Below are 19106 nucleotides of genomic sequence, written 5' to 3'. Positions count from 1 at the left end.
CTGGGGCCACGAGGCCCGGCCGCTCCCAGACGCAACCAACAGCGTCCTCCCACGGCCGGGCCTTCGCCGTCATCGCTCCGGCGCCGGACGCCTCCGGGCGGTGAGGTTCCTCCGTACGGCACCGGAGGACGCCGCCAGCGCGCCCGCGCCGGCGAGGGCCAGGCACATCAGCAGGGCACTCACCCAGACCGGGGCGCGGAAGCCGAGGCCGGCACCCAGGGCCAGACCGCCGAGCCAGGGGCCGACCGCCGCACCCACGTTGAAGGCCGCCGTCGCGAAGGAGCCCGCCATCGTCGGGGCGTCCGGTGCCAGGTGGAAGACCCGGGTGATCAGCGTCGTTCCCGTACCGAAGGCCAGCGCGCCCTGGAGCAGGACGAGTGCGAGCGCCGCCACCGGGTGGGCGGCGGCCAGGGCCAGGGCTCCCCAGCCGACGGCCAGCGCGGTCATGCCCAGCCCGATGACCGCCTCCGGACGGCTGTCGGCCATCCGTCCCGCCAGGGTGACACCCGCGAACGAGCCGACGCCGAACAGGGCGAGCACCACGGGCACCCAGCCCGCGCCGAACCCGGTGACCTCGGTGACCAGCGGTTCCAGGTAGGAGAACGTGCAGAAGGTCGCCCCCTGCACGAGCGCCATCACCAGGAGCGTCAGCAGCAGCCGGGGCCGGCCGAGGGTCCGCAGTTCACTCCGCGCGCTCACCCCCGGCGCGTCGTCGGACCGGCCCCCGGGCACCGCCACCAGCAAGGCGATCGCAGCCGGTACGGAGACGAGGGCGACGGCCCAGAACGCCGAGCGCCAGCCCCACAGCTCGCCGAGCGCCGCACCCGCCGGAACGCCCACCACACACGCGACGGTGACACCGCCGACGACCACCGCGGTGGCCCGGGCCCGCTGGTGCGGGGGGACCATGGCCAGCGCGGTGACCAGTGCCACCGCCCAGAAGCCGGCGTTGGCCAGCGCCCCCGCCACCCGGGTGGCGAGCAGCACCCCGTAGCTGGAGGTCAGGGCGCCGACGACGTGGACGGCGACGAAGACACCCAGGAAGAAGAGCAGTGCCCTGCGCCGGGGCCAGGTCCGGCCGGCCAGAGCGGTGAGCGGCGCACCGACCACCATCCCGAGCGCGAAGGCCGAGGTCAGCAGCCCGGCCGCGCCCAGTGAGACGTCCAGGTCACCGGCGATGCCCGAGAGCAGGCCGGACAGCATGAACTCCGATGTGCCCTGGGCGAAGACCGCGAGCCCGAGCACGTATACAGCGAATGGCATGAGGAGAAGCCCCTTGTACGGAACCGGTCGGAGGAACGAGCGGTGTGCAGGGGGATGCGGGCCGCGCCCGTCGTCACGCGCCGGAGCGCGGGGACGGCAACGCGGTGGAATGTCCGGTTTTCTTACGGGACATGGGAGTCGGCCCGCACCGCCGGGGAGGATCCGGCGGTGGTCGACGGCGCGACAGGGGAAGCCGGCTGACCGCTGGGGTCAGAGGCTTGCGGCGTCACGGACGGGCCACCGGCGGACCGGCGGCCGGAGTCTGTCGGACTCGGGGCTGGACATGCGGGAGAGCATAGCGCGGGTGCCCCGTCATTCACCCGCGTGCTCACAACTGGACGCGGGCCGCGATCGGGAGGTGGTCGCTGTCCGTGGCGGGGAGGGTCCAGGAGGCGAGGGGCTCGAGGCCCCGCACCATGATCTGGTCGATCCGTGCCATCGGGAAGGACGCCGGCCAGCTGAAGCCGAATCCGTCGCCCGCCGCGCCCTGGGTGGAGCGCATCTGGGCGGTGACCGCGTTCAGCGAGCGGTCGTTCATCGTGCCGTTCAGGTCGCCGAGCAGGACCACCCGGTCCAGCGGTTCGTGGGCGATCGCCTCGCCCAGCGCGTCCGCGCTGTCGTCCCGCTGGTTGGCGGTGAAGCCCGCGTTCAGCTTGACCCGTACGGAGGGGAGGTGGGCGACGTACACCTTGACCGGGCCCTCGGGGGTGGTGACCGTGGCACGCATGGCCCGGGTCCAGCCGAGCTTGATGTCGACGGGGCTGGAGTCCGTCACCGGGTACTTGCTCCACAGGCCGACGGTGCCCTGCACGGAGTGGTGCGGATAACGGTCGGCGAGCGCGTCCTCGTACGCCGCCACCTTGCCGCTCGGCAGTTCCTGCAGGGCCACGACGTCGGCGCCGGAGCCCGCGACCTGCTGGGCGGTTCCCGCGGGGTCGGGGTTGCCCGCGTTGACGTTGTGGGTGGCGACCGTGAAGTCGCCCCCGGTGCCCGACTTGTCGGCGAACAGCAGGCCGCCGAAGAGATTGAGCCAGACCGCGACGGGCAGGACGAGGGCGATCACCGCGGTCGCGGAGCGCCGGACCAGACCGAGGAGCAGCAGGAACGGCACGAGAAGGCCGAACCAGGGCAGGAACGTCTCGGTGAGGCTGCCCAGGTTGCCGATGGCGTTCGGGATCTCGGCGTGGAAGACCATGATGACGGTCAGGAGGACCGACCACAGCGCCAGGAGGATGCCGCGCCGCCAGATGCCCCGGTCGGAGGCCAGTCTGTGACGCAGTGCCCGGAAACGGGAGTCCGGCTGCTGACCCGCGCCGGTGTTCTCGGTGTCCGCCCTGTACGCCTGCACCATTGCGCTCGTCCTCACTGCCTTGCCGTACACATCACCGCGCCTCCCGACCCTAGGCGATGGGTGACGCCGATCCCGCCGTCGACGACGGCCGTACTGCCATCAGGACGACCGATGTGGTGTGGCGGGTTCCGGCCATGGCCGTGGGTGTGGGGCTTGTGACAGAACGATCACACAGGGGAGGCCGTCGGTTCCACTTCCGTGACCTGCGGTTCCGGTGAGCGGGGTGCGCGTTCCCGGAGGAGGGTCCGGATGACGCGGCCGGCGAGGTCCTCCGGCGGGGGCGCTGGGGACCCGGTCGCCGCGCACCGTTCACCGGACGCGGTGGGCCCACTTCCCGGGAACGGCTGCGGGATGCCACCATGGAAGGGATCCGGGGACGCCGTCAGGGCGCCTCGAGATGACGAAGGAGCCGTTGGCCATGTCGCTGCAGGCTGCGCAGAACCAGTCCGCCACTCCCCCCTCGGGTCCCGCACCCGGCGCCGGCAAGGCGCTCTACGGGGGAAAGAGCACCCGCCGCATCACCGTCCACGACATCGCCGCCGCCAGTGAGCGCGGCGAGAAGTGGCCCATGCTCACCGCCTACGACGCGATGACCGCGTCCGTCTTCGACGAGGCCGGCATCCCGGTCATGCTCGTCGGCGACTCGATGGGCAACTGTCACCTCGGCTACGAGACCACCGTGCCCGTCACCATGGACGAGATGGCCATGCTCTCGGCCGCCGTCGTGCGGGGCACCAAGCGTGCCCTCATCGTGGCCGACCTGCCCTTCGGGGCGTACCAGGAGGGCCCGGTGCAGGCCCTGCGCAACGCCACCCGGCTGATCAAGGACGCCGGCGTCGGCGCGGTCAAGCTGGAGGGCGGCGAGCGTTCCCACGAGCAGATCCGGCTCCTGGTCGAGGCCGGGATCCCGGTCATGGGCCACATCGGGCTGACCCCGCAGTCCGTCAACGCGATGGGCTACCGGGTGCAGGGCCGCGGCGAGGAAGCCGCCCAGCAGCTGCTGCGCGACGCGAAGGCGGTGCAGGACGCCGGCGCCTTCGCCGTGGTCCTGGAGCTCGTACCGGCCGAGCTGGCCGCCGAGGTGACCCGCACCCTGCACATCCCGACCGTCGGCATCGGCGCCGGGCCCGACACGGACGCGCAGGTGCTCGTGTACACCGACATGGTCGGGCTGACCGGTGGCAAGGTGCCGCGCTTCACCAAGCAGTACGCGAACATGCGTCAGGTGCTCACCGACGCCGCCAAGGAGTACGCCGAGGAAGTCATCGGCGGCACCTTCCCCGCGGCGGAGCACACCTTCCACTGACGCCCCGCTGACCACTGCCGCACCACCGACAGCCCGCCGACTTCCCCCATCGGCGGGCTGTCGCCCCTCCAGGGCCCGGGACCGGGCCGCCCCTCCGCCACCTCGCTGTCGGTGCGCTGTCAGCGACATGTCGGTGACTTGTCGGTAGCGGCTGGTCTGATGGTCCCCATGACGCGAAACGACAAGAACCTCAGGGGCGGCACGAACGCCGTCGAGGTACGGGGGCTGGTCAAGCACTACGGCGAGACCAAGGCGCTGGACGGTGTGGACCTCGATGTGCGCGAGGGCACCGTCCTCGGCGTGCTCGGGCCCAACGGCGCCGGGAAGACCACCCTCGTACGCTGCCTGTCCACCCTGATCCTGCCCGACGCCGGGCACGCGGTCGTGGCGGGCTACGACGTGGTGAAGCAGCCCCGCCAGCTGCGCCGCACCATCGGCCTGACCGGGCAGTACGCCTCGGTCGACGAGAAGCTCTCCGGCTGGGAGAACCTCTACATGATCGGGCGGCTGCTCGACCTGTCACGCAAGAAGGCCCGGTCCCGTGCCGACGAGCTGCTGGAGCGCTTCTCGCTCACCGACGCGGCGAAGAAGGCCGCGATGGACTACTCCGGCGGCATGCGGCGGCGGCTGGACCTGGCCGCATCCATGATCGGCAGCCCGGCCGTCCTGTACCTGGACGAGCCGACGACGGGGCTCGACCCCCGCACCCGCAACGAGGTCTGGGACGAGGTGCAGCGGATGGTCGCGGAGGGCGCGACCGTGCTGCTCACCACCCAGTACATGGAAGAGGCCGAACAGCTCGCAAGCGAGCTCACCGTCATCGACCACGGCAGGATCATCGCCCGGGGCGGTGTCGACGAGCTCAAGGCCAAGGTCGGCGGCCGCACCCTGCAGATACGGCCGTCCGATCCCGCCGAACTGGCCGCGATGGCCCAGGCGGTGAGGGAGGCCGGTCTCGACGGCGTCGCCGGCGCCCAGGCGGTCCCGGACGAGGGACTGCTCTACGTACCGATCCTCAGCGACGAGCAGCTGACGGCCGTCATCGGACTGCTCGGCACCCGGGGCTTCTCGCTCGCCCACGTCTCCACCGCACTGCCCAGCCTGGACGAGGTGTTCCTGGCCATCACGGGCGACAAGGCCACCGTCACCGACACGACTCCCCAGGAGGTCGCGGCATGAGCACGACGACTCTGACGCCCGCCCCCACCGAGGCTTCCGCACCGTCGCCGAAGCTCCACGACGAGGGCCGGATCGGGCTGCGGAACAACCTGCGCCACGTCGGGGCCCTGGTGCGGCGCAACCTGCTCCAGATCAAGAAGGATCCGGAGTCGATGTTCGACGCGCTCCTGATGCCGGTCATCTTCACGCTGCTGTTCGTGTACGTCTTCGGCGGCTCGGTCGGCGGCAGTATGGGCGGCGGCCGGCAGGAGTACCTCAACTACCTGATCCCCGGCCTGATGGCGATGATGGGCATGAACATCGCGATGGCGGTCGGTTCCGGTGTCAACGACGACTTCCGCAAGGGGGTCATGGACCGGTTCCGCACCATGCCGATCGCCCGCTCCTCGGTGCTCATCGCGAAGATCGTGGTCGAGCTCGGCCGGATGATGGTCGCCACCCTGATCCTGCTGGGCATGGGCTTCGCGCTCGGCATGGAGCTGCAGGAGTCGGTGCTCGGGCTGATCGGGGCGATCGCCCTGTCGGCCGCGTTCGGTGCCGCCATCATGTGGATCTTCATCCTGCTCGGACTGACCATGAAGACGGCACAGGCCGTGCAGGGGATGGGGATGCTCGTGCTGATGCCGCTCCAGTTCGGTTCGTCCATCTTCGCGCCGACCACGACCATGCCGGGCTGGCTCCAGACGTTCACCGACTACAACCCGTTGTCCAACCTGGCCGACGCCGCCCGCGCCCTGATGATGGGCGGCCCGCTCGCCCACTCGGTCTGGGTGACGCTCGGCTGGACCGTGGTCATCACCGCGGTGATGGCCCCGCTCGCGGTGTCCAAGTTCCGCAAGGCGTCCTGACGTCTAGCCTCCGACGTACGCGTGCACCAGGGCGGTGGCCTCCTCGACCGTGAGACCACCGCCCTCGGCGTGGGCGGCCTCGTACGCCTCGGCGTCGGGCAGGGCGGCGCGCGCGGTCTCCTCCGCGCGGGCCAGGTTCCGGCGCTCCATGGCGGTGGGGAGGTATCCGTCCGGGAGCAGCGCCGCGTGGAGGCCGAGCAGCCGCGCCGCGTCCGCCCCCCGCTGCTCGCCACCGGCGCCGGCGCCGGCGCCGGCGAGAGCCCAGGCGACGGTGACCAGGTGGACGGCGGTCATATGGGGTGCCACCATCTCCACCAGGGAGTCCCGGGACCGCTCCAGTGCGCGGAGGGCCCGGGGCAGGGCGGTGCCGTAGAGCCCCTCCAGGTTGTCCAGCCAGGCCTGGAAACCCAGGATGAACCCCTCGAAGAACGGCAACGGAACGTTCTCGGACGCGAGCACTTCGCGCACTGCGTCCAGGTGCTCACGCGCCTCAGCGATACGGTCGGTCCTTCCCAGCCAGAGCGCGAGATACAGCCGGGCCCATGTCCTGGCCTCGGAGCCGGACTGGCCACCCTCGGCGAGCACTTCGCGCATGATGCGCTCCCCCTCCGCCCCGCGGCCCGTGTCGCAGAGCGCGGAGGCGTACCTGGCCCGCAGCACCGCCACCTGGGCGTGGGCTCCGAGCTGCTCGGCGTAGGCGACCCCGGCACGGAAGTCCTCGGCGGCGGCCGCGCTGTCACCGGCGCGTTCGTTGGCCTCGCCCCTGGAGGCGAGTGCCTCGGCGACGCCCCAGGCGTCACCGAGGCGCATGAAGATGTCCAGGCTCTCGTCGGCGTCACGCCCGGCCTCGCCCGCCCAGTCCGGCCGGTTCGCCAGCGCGTTGGCCCGCATCTGGAGGGCGGTGGCGAGCTCCCACTCGTCACCGAGCTCCCGGCAGGTGCGCACCGTACCGTCCAGGAGCTCACGGAACCGGGCGTGGTCCCCGGTGAACAGGACGGCGAACATCCACATCGACCCCGGCATCCGGCAGGTCTGCGGCTGGCCGGGGCGATAGGTCCGGGCGATCGCCCGCAGCCATTCCCGGCCGGCACCCGTGAACCACTCGTCGGTACCGTGGTCCATGCTGGCCAGTTGGACCAGCCGCACACCGCGCCTGGCCTCCTGGAGCTGTTCCGGCTCCATCGGCGGGGGGCGGTCGGTGCAGCGTTCGACCAGCGAGGGCGCCGGCTCGACGGGTTCGGCGAACGGATCGGGGCCGAGAGACGCGACCGCGTCCGCCCAGAAGCGCGCCTCGCCCCGCAGATCACGCATCTGCCAGTACCAGAAGAGACAGTGGACGAGGCAGAGCGCCTCGTGCTCGTCCCGCGCGGCGACGGCGCGCCGCAGCGCGGTCCGCACGTTCTCGTACTCCCGCCGGAACAGCGCGAGGGCGGCCTGCTGCCCCGCGCCGCGGAGTTCGGGGTCGGTCGCGCGGGCGAGCTCCCTGTAGTGGACGAGGTGGTGGCGTTCGGCGACGGCCCGCTCCCCCGACGCGTCGAGGTGTTCCGCGGCGTATTCGGCGACGGTCTCCAGAAGCCGGTAGCGCATGTCGCCGCCGTCGCCGGGCGCTGCCACGACCAAGGACTTGTCCACGAGCGAGCCGAGGACGACCGCCACGTCGCGGGGGTCGCCGGACGGCGTACCCGGCAGGGAGCAGACCTCCTCCGCCGCGGTGATGTCGCAGCCCCCGGAGAACACCGACAGCCGCCGCAGCACGGCGCGTTCACCCTCGTCGAGGAGGTCCCAGGACCAGTCGACGACGGCACGCAGGGTCTGCTGGCGCGGGAGCACCGTGCGGCTGCCGCTGGTCAGCAGGCGGAAGCGGTCGTCGAGACGGTCGGCGATCTGCCGCGGGCCGAGCATCCGAAGCCGGGCCGCGGCCAGTTCGATCGCGAGCGGAAGCCCGTCGAGCCGGTGACAGATCTCGGCGCAGGACGCCGCCGTCGCCGCGTCGGCGTCGACCCGGAAGCCGGGCCTGGCGGCGGCACCACGGTCGGCGAGCAGACGCAGGGCCATGGGGTCGGGCAACGGGTCGACGGGGCGCACCAGTTCGCCGGGGACACCGAGGGGCTCGCGGCTCGTCGTCAGGACGGTGAGTCCGGGGCAGCGGGCGAGGAGATGCTCGGCGAGCCGGGCCGCCGCCTCGATCACGTGCTCGCAGTTGTCGAGCAACAGCAGCATGCGCCGCCGCGAGCAGTGTTCGGTGAGGTGGGTGAGCGCGCTCCCGGCGCCGGCCACGGAGCTTCGCTCGACGGCCCGGAGCCCTTCGGCTCCGGCGCCCCGCAGCACGGTCTCACGGGCGCCGAGAGCGCTGAGCACGGCTTCGGGTACGGCCTCCGGGTCGTCGACGGGGGCCAGCTCCGCCACCCATACGCCGTCCGGCCAGGAGGCGGCGACCGACTCGGCGGTCTCCTGGGACAGCCTGGTCTTGCCCGCCCCGCCGGGGCCGAGGAGGGTGACCAGCCGGGCCCGGGTCAGGTCCTCCCGCAGGTCCGCCATGTCCGCCTCGCGTCCGACGAAACTCGTCAGCCTGGCCCGCAGGTTGCCCGGCCGTGCGGGGAGGGGGACGGGAGCGGGGGCGGGCGGGTCCTGGTGCAGCAGCCCCTCGTACAGGGCGCGGAGTGCGGGGCCCGGGTCGGTGCCGAGGCGGTCGGCGAGCAGGGCGCGCACCTCCTCGTACACCGCGAGTGCCTGGGCGGTGCGTCCGGCGTCCCGCAGCGCCCTGACACGGAGCGCCTGCAGGGGTTCGTCGAGCGGGTGGTCTGCGCAGAGCCCGGCGAGGTCGGACAGGACGTGGTCGGCACGGCCCTGTGCGAGGACGGCCTCGATCCGCGTCCTGCGGGCGTCCAGGCGCCTCGCCTCCCAGCGTGCGGCTGCCACGGAGCGGTCCGGCAGGTCGGCGAGTGCGGGTCCGCGCCACAGGGCGAGCGCGTCGTCGAGGACCGTGACGGCCTTCGCCGCGTCGCCGTCCTCCAGGGCCCGGGTGCCCTCCCCCGTGAGCCGTTGGAAGCGGTGCAGGTCCACGGCGTCCGGGTCGGCGGCGAGCCGGTAGCCGTCGGACGCGGACTCGACCGCCTCCCGGCCCAGCGCACGCCTGAGCCGGCCGACGAGTGCCTGCAGGGCGCCCGGGGCGTCGGCGGGCGGATCGCCGTCCCAGACCTCGTCGACGAGCACTCCGGCCGGGACCGTACGCCCCGGGCGCAGGGCCAGCACGGTGAGCAGGGCGCGCAGCCGCGCCCCGCTGAGGGCGACGGCCGTGCCGTCGGCGCGGAGGGCGCGGGTGGTTCCGAGGATGCCGTAGTGCACGCGCCCATTGTCCGTGACGGCTCGGCCCTCCGAGGAACTACCACCCGTCCATGAGACGTTCTCGCCGTGTCACCCGTACCGTCGGGGGCTCCAGCCGTCGTCCAGCCCTCAGGAGTGCCGCCGATGACCACCGCGTTCCGCCGCCCCAGCGACCGGCGGGTCAGCCCGGTCTTCCTGGGGATCGTCGCCGTCATGGCCGTCTCGGGCTGGGCGGTGTGGACGGGCTTCGCCGAGCAGACCGGCTTCGCGGTCTTCCTCTTCGTCACCGCGGCGTGGATCGTCTCGCTCTGCCTCCACGAGTACGCGCACGCGCGCACGGCACTGCACAGCGGCGACATCTCGGTCGGGGCGAAGGGCTATCTGACCCTCAACCCGCTCAAGTACACCCACGCCCTGCTGAGCATCGTGCTGCCCGTGCTGTTCGTGATCATGGGCGGCATCGGTCTGCCCGGCGGGGCGGTCTACATCGAGCGGGGCCGCATCGGCGGGCGCTGGAAGCACAGCCTGATCTCGGCGGCCGGTCCCCTGACGAACGTGCTGTTCGCCGTCGTCTGCACGGCGCCGTTCTGGCTGGGCGCCCTGGACGGCGTGCCGCTGCCCTTCCGGCTGGCGCTGGCGTTCCTGGCACTGCTCCAGGTGACGGCCGCGATCCTGAACTCCCTGCCGGTCCCCGGTCTCGACGGCTACGGCGTCATCGAGCCGTGGCTCTCCTACCGGATCCGGCGCCAGGTCGAGCCCTTCGCGCCCTTCGGGCTGATCGCGGTCTTCGCGCTCCTGTGGATCCCGGAGGTCAACGGGGCCTTCTTCGACGCGGTGGACGCGCTGCTGCGGGGCCTGGGCGTGAGCGAGGTCGAGACGTACTGCGGACTCGACAGTTACCGCTTCTGGCAGGAGTGGTTCGGCGACCAGGACCCGGGCTGTGCGCTCATCCGCTGACGCGCGGTGGTCCGTCAGCCGGCGGCGGCTTCGGCGCGGGACTCCGCCTTGTGCCTGCGCACGTAGAACCACGCCATGTTGGAGGAGAGACCGGCCAGCAGGACCCATACGACGCCGGGAAGGATGCTGCCCTGGACGAAGGAGACCACGGCCGCGGCGACGGCGAGGACGCAGACGATGCTGGTGTAGAGAGCGAGGCGGGGCATGAGGGCTGGTGCTCCTGTCCGGGGATGGTGCGCGGTCCCGTCCAGTGTCCCTCATGCCCGATTCGGCTCCGGGCACGGGCTCACACGTCGGTGGTACGCAGCCCCGCGTGTGCCTTGTAGCGGCGGTTGACGGAGATCAGGTTCGCCACCAGCGACTCGACCTGGTGGGCGTTGCGCAGCCGGCCGGCGAAGATGCCGCGCATGCCGGGGACACGGCTCGCGAGCGCCTGGACGATGTCGGTGTCGGCTCGCGCCTCACCCAGCACCAGCACGTCCGTGTCGATCTCCTCGATCGCCTCGTCCTGGAGCAGTACCGCCGAGAGGTGGTGGAAGGCGGCGGTGACCCGGGAGTCGGGCAGCAGGGCGGCGGCCTGCTCGGCGGCGCTGCCCTCCTCGGGCTTCAGGGCGTAGGCGCCCTTCTTGTCGAAGCCGAGCGGGTTGACGCAGTCCACGACGAGCTTTCCGGCGAGCTCCTCGCGCAGGGACTCGAGCGTCTTGGCGTGGCCGTCCCACGGCACGGCGACGATCACGACATCGCTGCGGCGCGCGCACTCGGCGTTGTCCGCGCCCTCGACACCGTGGCCCAGCTCGGCGGCGGCGGCCTCGGCGCGGTCGGCGGCGCGCGAGCCGATGACGACCTTCTGTCCGGCGCGGGCGAAGCGGTAGGCGAGGCCGCGGCCCTGGGGACCGGTCCCGCCGAGCACGCCTACGGTCAGGCCGGACACGTCGGGGAGGTCCCAGGGGTCCTTGGCGGGGGGCTTGGGGGCGCTTCCACTGTCATTCGTAGTCATGCCGCCGACCCTACTGCGAGGTAGGGAAGCGGAACCCTCACCTCGTCGCTCTGGGACGTGCGTCACGCAGGGAGCACGGAGGGGCTCACGTTCGGGTGGATTACCGCGATCGGGCAGCCACGCGGGCTCCGGCGGCGGCATGATGCCGGGCCATGGATGCCGTACGTGTCGCCCTGCTGCGTGACGTGCTCGCCGGGACGGAGTGGCCCGCGGCGGCCCGGGGTTTCGCCCGGGCCCTGCGGTCGTCGGTCGTCCCGCAGGGCGGCGGGCTGCTGCTGGTGGGGACGGAGGTCTACGAGCCGTGGCACATGGCCGCGCATCTGGTGGACGAGTCCACGTGGTCGGGCCTGCCGCAGCTGCGGCCCACGCTCGTACGCCACCGGGTGGAGCCGGACGACCCGGTGCATCTGGCCGTCGGCCTGGGCCGGATCGAGGCGGCCGGGCGCGGCGAGACGCTGCTCGTGGTGGCGCCCGAGCGGCCGGACGGCGGCCTGCTGGAGCGCGTCCACGACGCGCGCCGCTCGGGGGCGACCGTGCTCACGCTGGACGGCGGCGACCCGGAGGTGCGGGGCCTCGCCCACGAGGCGCTCACCGTCTCCGCCGACGACGAGGTCGACCTGGACACGGTCCAGCACCTGGTCAGCGCGGCGGCGGGAGAGAACCGCGCCCCGGCCGCCCGGGGCCGCCGCACGTTCCGCGACCGCCTCTCCCGCCTGGCCGACCAGCTGACGGCACCGCCACCGACCCGCTGGTGAGGGGCCCGTCCCGGCCGCGGTGGAAATGGGTTGCCGGGAGAGCCGGGCACGACGGAGCATGATCCTCCGTGACCTCCCGTCTGCTGCCCGATTTCTCGCCCTGGCGTTCCTCCGCCGATTTCCGGCTGCTGTGGATCCAAGGGCTGATCACCTACTTCGGCAGCTTCATGGCCCTGATCGCCCTGCCGCTCCAGATCAAGGACCTCACCGGGTCGCCGCTCGCCGTCGGCGCCATGGGAGCGGTGGAGCTCGTCCCGCTCATCGTCTTCGGGCTGTACGGAGGGGCGCTCGCCGACTCCGCGGACCGCCGCAAGGTCATCCTGGGCACCGAGGCGGGCCTCGGTGTGCTCGCCGTCGTCCTGCTGGTGAACGCGACCGCGCCCGAGCCCGCGCTCTGGCCCCTGTACCTGGTGGCCGGCGGGGTCTCCGCTCTGGCCGGGCTCCAGAGGCCCGCGCTGGACTCGCTGATGGCCCGGATCGTGCCGCACGACCAGCTCACCGCGGCGGCGGCACTGAACTCGTTGCGCTGGCAGGTGGGCGCGATCGCCGGCCCCGCGCTGGCAGGGCTCGTGGTGGCCTACGCCGGACACGCCACCGCGTACGGCGTCACCGTCGTCACCTTCGCCGTCTCCGTGCTGCTGTGCCTGCGGCTGTCCGCGGCCCCGCCCGCGCACGACGCGCAGAAGCCGTCGTTGCGGGGGATCGCGGAGGGCGCACGGTACGCCTGGAGCCGTCCCGTACTGCTGGGGACGTACGCGATCGATCTGGCGGCGATGCTCTTCGCCTTCCCGAACACGATCTTCCCGTTCCTGGCGGACGAGCTGGACGCGGAGTGGTCGCTGGGGCTGATGTACGCCGCGGGATCCGTCGGCTCCCTGGTGCTCGGGCTGACCAGCGGCTGGACCTCACGGGTGCGCCGGCACGGACTGTTCGTCGTGGGCGGCGCGGCGGTGTGGGGCCTGGCCATCGCGGCGGCCGGATGGTTCGGGAACGTCTGGCTGGTGCTCTGCTGCCTGGGAGTGGCCGGCGCGGGCGACATGCTCAGCGGGCTGGGACGCTCCACGATCTGGAACCAGACCATCCCCGACGAGCTGCGGGGGAGGCTCGCCGGGATCGAGGTCCTCTCGTACAGCGTGGGCCCCCAGCTGGGCCAGGTCAGGGCGGGGGCGATGGCGGGCTGGACGGGAACGCGGACCGCGGTCTGGACCGGCGGCGTGGCGTGTGTCGCTTCGGTCGCACTGCTGGCCGCGGCGCTGCCGAAGCTCCTCACGTACGACTCCGGAACGGACGAGGACGCCGTGCGACGGCGCGCCGCGAGCGCCGGCCCCGAGAAGGCCGAGCAGACCTAGGACCGCCTCCGCAAGGTCACGCCGGGCGCCCGGGGGCGCGCCCGCGCGTCCGGCGTCGCGGGCCGGACGGGACTCCGCGGACGCGGCCCGGGGACTTCCGTCCGGACCGGGCCGGAGCCCGGCGTGATTGGGCCGGTCCGGACCCCGGCGTGATCCGGACCGGGGGCCTAGCCCGGTGTCCCGTCCGCCGGCCGGTCCGGACGGTCGTGCCACTTCGGGTCGTTCTCCCACTCGAGGTTCCGCTCACGCGCCGTGTCCATGGCGCGCTGCGCCTCCCCCTGGGTGGTGTACGGGCCGAACCGGTCCTTCCCGGGGCACTCGGGGCCCTCCTCCACCTTCTTGTGCTCCAGGCAGTAGTACCATTCGCCCGGTTTGCCCACCGTGCGCTTCTTGAACAGGGCCATTGCGGGATCCTTTCCTCGTTGCCATGGTGCCCCGAGCACGCTGGTTAGACTCGCTGACATGTCTGGCCAGTCGCTTCTCGTACCAGGGGAGATCACTCCCGTCCGTTCCGTTCCCGGAAAGATCCGGCGCCCCGAGTACGTGGGGAAGCCCGCCCCCACCCCGTACACCGGGCCGGAGATCCAGGACGCCGACACCGTGGAGCGCATGCGGATCGCGGGCCGCATCGCCGCCCAGGCGATGGAGGAGGCGGCCAGGCACATCACCCCGGGGGTCACCACCGACGAACTCGACCGGGTCGCCCACGAGTTCATGGTGGACCACGGGGCGTACCCCTCGACCCTCGGTTACAGGGGTTTCCCGAAGTCGCTCTGCACCTCGCTCAACGAGGTCATCTGCCACGGCATCCCGGACTCCACCGTGCTGCGGGACGGCGACATCGTGAACCTCGACGTCACGGCGTACATCGACGGCGTGCACGGCGACAACAACGCCACCTACCTCTGCGGTGACGTCGACGAGGAGTCACGGCTCCTCGTGGAGCGCACCCGGGAGTCGCTGAACCGCGCCATCAAGGCGGTGCGGCCCGGGCGGCAGATCAATGTGATCGGGCGCGTCATCGAGTCGTACGCGAAGCGGTTCGGCTACGGGGTGGTGCGGGACTTCACCGGGCACGGGATCAACTCCTCGTTCCACTCCGGCCTGATCATCCCGCACTACGACAGCCCGCACGCGACGACCGTGATGCAGCCCGGGATGACGTTCACCATCGAGCCGATGCTGACGCTCGGGACCCATGACTACGACATGTGGGACGACGGCTGGACCGTGGTGACGAAGGACCGGAAGCGGACCGCGCAGTTCGAGCACACACTGGTGGTGACCGAGACCGGGGCGGAGATCCTGACGCTTCCGTGAGGACTCCCACCGGACGCTCTTACCGACAGACGGTCGGGAACCTGTTGACTTAGGTATGCCTAAGCAGGAGGATCAGCTTATCGGTGTGTAGTCACACGTACGAATACCACCGCTATGTACCTTCCTGTCCGGACTTCCCGTCCCCTCGGTCCCCGGAGGCCCGCCTTGGACTCGACCGCCACGACCACGCCTTTCTCGACTCTGATCCGCACCGCTTCGCACGAGCAGCACACGGAGGCGGAGTCCTCGACCTTCATGGGCGACATGCTCGGCGGACGGCTCGGGGTGGACGCGTACGCGCGCTACACCGAGCAGCTGTGGTTCGTCTACCGGGCGCTGGAGGACGGTGCGCAGGCCTTGCGCGAGGACCCGGTCGCCGGGCCCTTCATACAGCCGGAGCTGATGCGCACGGCCGAACTGGAGCGCGACCTCACCCATCTGCGGGGCGGGGAATGGCGCGAAGGACTCGAACCCCTGCCCGCCACCGCCGCGTACGCCGCGCGGGTCGCCGAGTGCGCCCGGGAGTGGCCCGCCGGATACATAGCGCACCACTACACCCGTTACCTCGGCGATCTCTCGGGCGGCCAGATCATCCGCGGCACGGCGGAGAAGACCTGGGGCTTCGAGCGCAAGGGCGACGGGGTCCGGTTCTACGTCTTCGAGCAGATCCCCAACCCGGCCGCCTTCAAGCGGGAGTACCGGGAGCTGCTGGACGCGGTGGACGCCGACGAGCTGGAGAAGCAGCGCATCATCGAGGAGTGCAAGCGCGCCTTCGCGCTGAACACCGCCGTCTTCCGCGAGCTCGGCGAGGTCTTCCCGCTCAGCGCGTAGTCAGGACGCGACCACCAGAAGGACGCGGCCCCCGACCTCCATCGTCCCGTCCGGCGCGGGCGCGGTGAGGATCTGGGAGCCGCGCCCCTGCCTGATGTTGAGGGCCCGGCCGAGCTCGGCGCTCAGCAGCATCGCCGCCGCGCCCGTCGCCTCGTCCTCCTCGATGCCGTCGTCGCGCCGCGGGAAGGCCCGCGCCCGCACACGGCCGGCGGCCTCGTCCTCCCACGCCCAGACGTAGAGCCAGCCCTCGCCGGGCGGCGGCCCGGTCAGCGCCTCGACCTCCGCGACCGAGGCGTACCGCTCCAGCGTCCTCGCCGGAACCCATTCCGGGCGGGCCGTGATCCAGGTGAACTCACCGTCCTGACGGGCCGTCACGTCTCCCACGGGCAGCTCCAGGACCTCCAGGTCGAGCAGCCACGCCGCGCCGACGAGCGGATGCCCCGCGAACGGCAGCCGCAGTCCTGGCGTGCGGATGTCGACGGTGCCGCGCTCCGGGTCGTCCACGAACACCGTCTCGCTGAAGCCGAGCTTCCTCGCGAGCACCTGACGGGACTCGTTGCCGGGATACCTGCGTCCGTCGCGCACGACGCCCAGCGCGTTGCCGTGGCGGCCGTCAGGGCCGCAGAACACGCGCAGGACGTCGATGCCGTCGGGTACCTCGAAGTCGTTCACATGCGCATTCAAGCACCGCGCACGGTTCCTCACGCGCCCGGCCGCCGCCGGCCGTGCCGTCGACGCTCGACGGGGTGGACCGGCAGCAGGTCGAGGCGTTCCCCCACCCGCGGACCGGAGTGCCGCCCGTCGTGCCGCGCCGGTCCCCCTGATGCGGCGGCCGCGCCGGACCGCCCCTCCCGATGTCACGGTTGGGCGCTGGATCTCATCCCCGCGCTCGCGCGGTTCCGGTCCCCGGTAGGGTTCAGGCGGTCAGTGCGGACGACGGATCAGAAGGCGCAGAAGGCAACGGATGAGAAGGCTGGGTCGACTGGCGGCGGGGCTCGCGACGGCGACGGTACTGGTCGTGACGGCGAGCGGCTGCGTGACGGTGCACGGTGAACTGGAAGTCGTGCCGGGAGCGACGGAGCCCGAGGCCGCGAAGGCCCTGGAGGACTTCACCGTCGCGTACAACGAGGCGGACAAGGCGTACGATCCGGCGCTCGACGCGGACCGGGTGACCGGTTCGCTCGGCGCGATCAACCAGGCCGGTCTGACCGCGCGGCAGAAGAACAGCCCGGAGGGCAACGCGCAGCACAAGCCGCTGGAGCTGACCGACGCCTCGTACGTCATTCCCCGGAAGGCGGGCTGGCCCCGCTGGTTCGTCGCGGACACCGACTCCAACCGCGACCAGGACGGCGGGAAGCAGGACACCCGCTGGCTGCTGGCGTTCGTCCGGACCGGTCCCGACGCGCCGTGGAAGGTCTCCTACCTGGCGGTCGCCTCCGCGACCGAGGTACCGAAGTTCCGCAGGGACGCCGACGGCTGGGCGCAGCCCGTACCCTCGGCGGACACGGACGCCACGCTGGCCACCGCTCCGGCGGAGCTGAGCACCACGTACACGGACTACCTCAGGGACGGTGCGCCGGATGTGTTCGCTCCGGGGTCGATGACCTCGGGCTGGCGGGAGGCACGGAAGACCACCCGCAGGGCGGGCTTCTCCTACCAGTACGTCGACCAGGCCCTGGATTCCGGGACGTTCGCCCCCCTGGGTCTGACGACGGAGGACGGCGGGGCACTGGTCTTCTTCAGCAGCAAGCACTTCGAGCGGCAGACGGCCGCCCAGGGACTGCGGCCGACGGTCACCAAGGACGTGCAGGCGCTGCTGAGCGGCGAGGTGAAGAGCACCCTCACCAAGGAGCGGGTCTCGAGCCAGCTGGTCTACGTACCCAAGAAGGGCGCGGGCGGTGCGGACGGCAAGGTGCGCGTGCTGAACCGGCTGCCCGGTCTGGTCGCCGCGCAGGGGTCCTGACCGCCACGGGACACAGGGTCCGGAGCGGGCCCTGCTCCCCGGCGGGCGGCCCGGCTGACGGTGTCCGCTCTCAGCGGCTGAGCGGCCAGGCCACGGAGTCGTGGTCGAGGTCGCTCGCGTCGGCTGTGTCCGCGTACTGCGCGCAGGCGTCGGTGAGCGTCTCGAGCAGGGTCAGCGGGTCGGGCAGGGGGTTCTCCGGGCCGCGGATCCAGTGCACGTCCAGCTCGCCCGGGAGCCGTGCGGGCGGCAGGAGGACGTAGCTGCCGCGGCAGTGCCAGCGGAGCCCCGGATGCTCGTCCATGGTCTCGGGGTGGCAGTCCAGCTCGCACGGCCACCACTCGTCCTCGTCGTCGGGGGTGCCGCGGGTGGCGGTGAAGAAGAGCATCCGGTCGGACCCGGACTGGGCGACGGGGCCGACGTCGATGCCCGCCTCGGTGAGCCGCTCCAGGGCCGCGCGCCCTGCCGGGAGGGGGACGTCGAGGACGTCGTGGATCGCGCCCGTCGCGGTGATGAAGTTGGCGAGCGGCTGGTTGGCCGCCCAGCGCTCGATCTGCGCGGAGTCCGTCGTGGACTGCGTCTGCCAGGCGAACGAGAGGGGGTGGCGCGCGGGGGTGGGACAGCCGATGCGTTCGCACGAACACCGGTACCCGGACGGGTGCGCGGCAGGTGAGATCGGCATCCCGGCCTCGGCTACGGCCAGGAGCATCGCCAGCCGCGCCGCGTCGTCGGCTTCCGGCTGTGGCTTCGGCCGCCTGCGCAGCCACTGGGAAATCCTGCCCTCTGTGCCGCGATAGCGGCCGGAATCGGCGCCCATCTATCCCCTCACCTCAGCGGTTACCTCTCCATGGTCCCACCATCCTGCGCCTCGGGTGGCCAGAGTTCCCAAGCGGGGTGCCCGGGCCGTCGCGCGAGGGCCGACGCCTTTCTGCGGAATGTCACGAAATACCCACCCGGTTCAGGGCCGGACCAGGAGCCCGCGCAGCGCGTGGTCGACGACGGCGTCCGCGTACGCGTGGGTGAGCGGAAGCGTTCTCAGCAGCCAGCGGTGGGTGAGCGGGGCGATCAGGAGCTCCAGCGCGACACGCGGATCGACGTCCGCGCGCACCTCGCCTGCCTCCTGGGCCGCGCGCAGGCGTGTGACATACAACTGAAGCTGGGGGTCGAGCAGATTTTCGACGAATTGCGCCCCGAGAGCCGGATCGATGATGCCCTCGGCGGCAAGGGCCCGGGTGGGAGCCTCGGCCGCGGGGTCGTTGAGTTCGTCGACCGTGGCCCGCAGGACCAGCTTGAGGTCGGCCTCCAGGTCCCCGGTGTCCGGAATCCCGTAGTCACCGTCGGCCCCGGCCGCGTCCACCTCAGCGGCCTGCCGGGCACTCAGGTCGAGGAACGCGTCCATGAGCACGGCCGCCTTCGACGGCCACCAACGGTAGATCGTCTGCTTCCCGACCCCGGCACGGGCGGCGATGCCCTCGATCGTCGTCCTCGCGTAGCCCACCTCGCCGACGAGTGCGAGCGCGGCGTCGTGGATCGCGCGGCGGGAGCGGTCGCTCCGGCGGCTGGAGTCGGGGGTCCTGTGAGGTGCCATGCGGCCACCCTAAGGCGCACGGCCCGATACGTATCGTCTTGTCCGTAGCCCCACCGTCGCGCGCGAACCACCCGAACG

Annotated in this window: 18 protein-coding genes; 9 read left to right on the top strand and 9 right to left on the bottom strand. The window is 72.1% G+C overall.

The window, feature by feature from the left end; all coding sequences use genetic code 11:
• Window positions 1–69: 69 nt before the first annotated feature.
• Window positions 70–1263, bottom strand: coding sequence for a Cmx/CmrA family chloramphenicol efflux MFS transporter (locus tag OO67_RS12870; protein ID WP_033299858.1), 1194 nt, complete (start codon window positions 1261–1263; stop codon window positions 70–72).
• Between the two features lie 328 nt (window positions 1264–1591).
• Window positions 1592–2614 carry an endonuclease/exonuclease/phosphatase family protein gene (locus OO67_RS12865; RefSeq protein WP_033299857.1) on the bottom strand — a complete coding sequence of 341 codons (1023 nt, stop codon included), beginning with the start codon at window positions 2612–2614 and terminating at the stop codon, window positions 1592–1594.
• 418 nt (window positions 2615–3032) lie between these two features.
• Here OO67_RS12865 and panB point away from each other — a divergent pair, with 418 nt between their 5' ends.
• From panB to OO67_RS12850, 3 genes are all read left to right on the top strand, one after another.
• Window positions 3033–3920: a 3-methyl-2-oxobutanoate hydroxymethyltransferase gene (gene panB, locus OO67_RS12860; RefSeq protein ID WP_033299856.1), complete on the top strand. Its 888-nt coding sequence runs from the start codon at window positions 3033–3035 to the stop codon at window positions 3918–3920.
• A 159-nt stretch (window positions 3921–4079) separates the two neighbouring features.
• Window positions 4080–5099 carry an ATP-binding cassette domain-containing protein gene (locus tag OO67_RS12855; protein ID WP_106972740.1) on the top strand — a complete coding sequence of 340 codons (1020 nt, stop codon included), beginning with the start codon at window positions 4080–4082 and terminating at the stop codon, window positions 5097–5099.
• Window positions 5096–5947, top strand: a complete 852-nt coding sequence (locus tag OO67_RS12850; RefSeq protein WP_033299851.1) for an ABC transporter permease — start codon at window positions 5096–5098, stop codon at window positions 5945–5947. Before OO67_RS12855 ends, OO67_RS12850 begins: the two co-directional genes overlap by 4 nt.
• A 3-nt stretch (window positions 5948–5950) precedes the next feature.
• Here the strand turns inward: OO67_RS12850 and OO67_RS12845 are convergent, their stop codons facing one another.
• Window positions 5951–9292, bottom strand: coding sequence for an ATP-binding protein (locus tag OO67_RS12845; RefSeq protein ID WP_033299849.1), 3342 nt, complete (start codon window positions 9290–9292; stop codon window positions 5951–5953).
• Between the two features lie 123 nt (window positions 9293–9415).
• On the opposite strand from OO67_RS12845, the gene OO67_RS12840 reads away from it, so the two are divergent.
• A complete protein-coding gene (locus OO67_RS12840) occupies window positions 9416–10228 on the top strand; it encodes a site-2 protease family protein (protein WP_033299848.1) in 813 nt (270 codons plus the stop codon).
• A gap of 14 nt (window positions 10229–10242) precedes the next feature.
• On the opposite strand, the gene OO67_RS12835 is transcribed toward OO67_RS12840, so the two are convergent.
• Together OO67_RS12835 and npdG are read right to left on the bottom strand one after the other, a co-directional pair.
• Complete coding sequence (locus OO67_RS12835) at window positions 10243–10434, bottom strand: hypothetical protein (protein WP_033299847.1); 192 nt, start codon at window positions 10432–10434, stop codon at window positions 10243–10245.
• An 80-nt stretch (window positions 10435–10514) separates the two neighbouring features.
• Window positions 10515–11225: an NADPH-dependent F420 reductase gene (npdG, locus tag OO67_RS12830; RefSeq protein WP_033299846.1), complete on the bottom strand. Its 711-nt coding sequence runs from the start codon at window positions 11223–11225 to the stop codon at window positions 10515–10517.
• Between the two features lie 152 nt (window positions 11226–11377).
• Between npdG and OO67_RS12825 the strand changes: the two genes are divergently transcribed.
• Together OO67_RS12825 and OO67_RS12820 are read left to right on the top strand one after the other, a co-directional pair.
• The gene (locus OO67_RS12825) at window positions 11378–11980 is read left to right on the top strand and encodes a hypothetical protein (protein ID WP_033299845.1); all 603 of its coding nucleotides are present in this window, start codon (window positions 11378–11380) and stop codon (window positions 11978–11980) included.
• A gap of 68 nt (window positions 11981–12048) precedes the next feature.
• Window positions 12049–13329 (top strand): MFS transporter, encoded by a 1281-nt coding sequence (locus OO67_RS12820; protein WP_033299844.1) that lies wholly within the window; start codon window positions 12049–12051, stop codon window positions 13327–13329.
• Window positions 13330–13496: 167 nt separating this feature from the next.
• Here the strand turns inward: OO67_RS12820 and OO67_RS12815 are convergent, their stop codons facing one another.
• Window positions 13497–13733: a hypothetical protein gene (locus OO67_RS12815; protein ID WP_033299843.1), complete on the bottom strand. Its 237-nt coding sequence runs from the start codon at window positions 13731–13733 to the stop codon at window positions 13497–13499.
• A gap of 58 nt (window positions 13734–13791) precedes the next feature.
• Between OO67_RS12815 and map the strand changes: the two genes are divergently transcribed.
• Together map and OO67_RS12805 are read left to right on the top strand one after the other, a co-directional pair.
• The gene (map, locus tag OO67_RS12810; RefSeq protein ID WP_033299842.1) at window positions 13792–14649 is read left to right on the top strand and encodes a type I methionyl aminopeptidase; all 858 of its coding nucleotides are present in this window, start codon (window positions 13792–13794) and stop codon (window positions 14647–14649) included.
• 165 nt (window positions 14650–14814) lie between these two features.
• On the top strand, window positions 14815–15480 hold the full coding sequence (locus tag OO67_RS12805) for a biliverdin-producing heme oxygenase (protein WP_033299841.1): 666 nt from the start codon (window positions 14815–14817) through the stop codon (window positions 15478–15480).
• Here OO67_RS12805 and OO67_RS12800 read toward each other — a convergent pair whose 3' ends face one another.
• Window positions 15481–16152 carry a PhzF family phenazine biosynthesis protein gene (locus OO67_RS12800; RefSeq protein ID WP_033299840.1) on the bottom strand — a complete coding sequence of 224 codons (672 nt, stop codon included), beginning with the start codon at window positions 16150–16152 and terminating at the stop codon, window positions 15481–15483. It abuts the gene before it with no gap.
• Between the two features lie 292 nt (window positions 16153–16444).
• Here OO67_RS12800 and OO67_RS12795 point away from each other — a divergent pair, with 292 nt between their 5' ends.
• Window positions 16445–17443, top strand: coding sequence for an SCO2278 family lipoprotein (locus tag OO67_RS12795; RefSeq protein WP_033299839.1), 999 nt, complete (start codon window positions 16445–16447; stop codon window positions 17441–17443).
• A 70-nt stretch (window positions 17444–17513) separates the two neighbouring features.
• Here OO67_RS12795 and OO67_RS12790 read toward each other — a convergent pair whose 3' ends face one another.
• Together OO67_RS12790 and OO67_RS12785 are read right to left on the bottom strand one after the other, a co-directional pair.
• A complete protein-coding gene (locus OO67_RS12790) occupies window positions 17514–18257 on the bottom strand; it encodes a bifunctional DNA primase/polymerase (RefSeq protein WP_033299838.1) in 744 nt (247 codons plus the stop codon).
• Between the two features lie 141 nt (window positions 18258–18398).
• Complete coding sequence (locus tag OO67_RS12785) at window positions 18399–19028, bottom strand: TetR/AcrR family transcriptional regulator (RefSeq protein ID WP_033299837.1); 630 nt, start codon at window positions 19026–19028, stop codon at window positions 18399–18401.
• Window positions 19029–19106: the final 78 nt, after the last annotated feature.

Origin of the sequence: Streptomyces atroolivaceus, assembly GCF_000717025.1 — a bacterium.
Classification (GTDB): Bacteria; Actinomycetota; Actinomycetes; order Streptomycetales; family Streptomycetaceae; genus Streptomyces; species Streptomyces atroolivaceus.
Note: the sequence above shows the minus strand (reverse complement) of the source record. Positions and strands in the feature narration are given on the sequence as shown.

Bases quoted from the DNA above. Each gene is read 5' to 3' on its own strand.
- OO67_RS12870 (WP_033299858.1), bottom strand. From the start codon at position 1,263: ATGCCATTCGCTGTATACGTGCTCGGGCTCGCGGTCTTCGCCCAGGGC.
- OO67_RS12865 (WP_033299857.1), bottom strand. From the start codon at position 2,614: ATGGTGCAGGCGTACAGGGCGGACACCGAGAACACCGGCGCGGGTCAG.
- panB (WP_033299856.1), top strand. From the start codon at position 3,033: ATGTCGCTGCAGGCTGCGCAGAACCAGTCCGCCACTCCCCCCTCGGGT.
- OO67_RS12855 (WP_106972740.1), top strand. From the start codon at position 4,080: ATGGTCCCCATGACGCGAAACGACAAGAACCTCAGGGGCGGCACGAAC.
- OO67_RS12850 (WP_033299851.1), top strand. From the start codon at position 5,096: ATGAGCACGACGACTCTGACGCCCGCCCCCACCGAGGCTTCCGCACCG.
- OO67_RS12840 (WP_033299848.1), top strand. From the start codon at position 9,416: ATGACCACCGCGTTCCGCCGCCCCAGCGACCGGCGGGTCAGCCCGGTC.
- OO67_RS12835 (WP_033299847.1), bottom strand. From the start codon at position 10,434: ATGCCCCGCCTCGCTCTCTACACCAGCATCGTCTGCGTCCTCGCCGTC.
- npdG (WP_033299846.1), bottom strand. From the start codon at position 11,225: ATGACTACGAATGACAGTGGAAGCGCCCCCAAGCCCCCCGCCAAGGAC.
- OO67_RS12825 (WP_033299845.1), top strand. From the start codon at position 11,378: ATGGATGCCGTACGTGTCGCCCTGCTGCGTGACGTGCTCGCCGGGACG.
- OO67_RS12815 (WP_033299843.1), bottom strand. From the start codon at position 13,733: ATGGCCCTGTTCAAGAAGCGCACGGTGGGCAAACCGGGCGAATGGTAC.
- map (WP_033299842.1), top strand. From the start codon at position 13,792: ATGTCTGGCCAGTCGCTTCTCGTACCAGGGGAGATCACTCCCGTCCGT.
- OO67_RS12795 (WP_033299839.1), top strand. From the start codon at position 16,445: ATGAGAAGGCTGGGTCGACTGGCGGCGGGGCTCGCGACGGCGACGGTA.
- OO67_RS12790 (WP_033299838.1), bottom strand. From the start codon at position 18,257: ATGGGCGCCGATTCCGGCCGCTATCGCGGCACAGAGGGCAGGATTTCC.
- OO67_RS12785 (WP_033299837.1), bottom strand. From the start codon at position 19,028: ATGGCACCTCACAGGACCCCCGACTCCAGCCGCCGGAGCGACCGCTCC.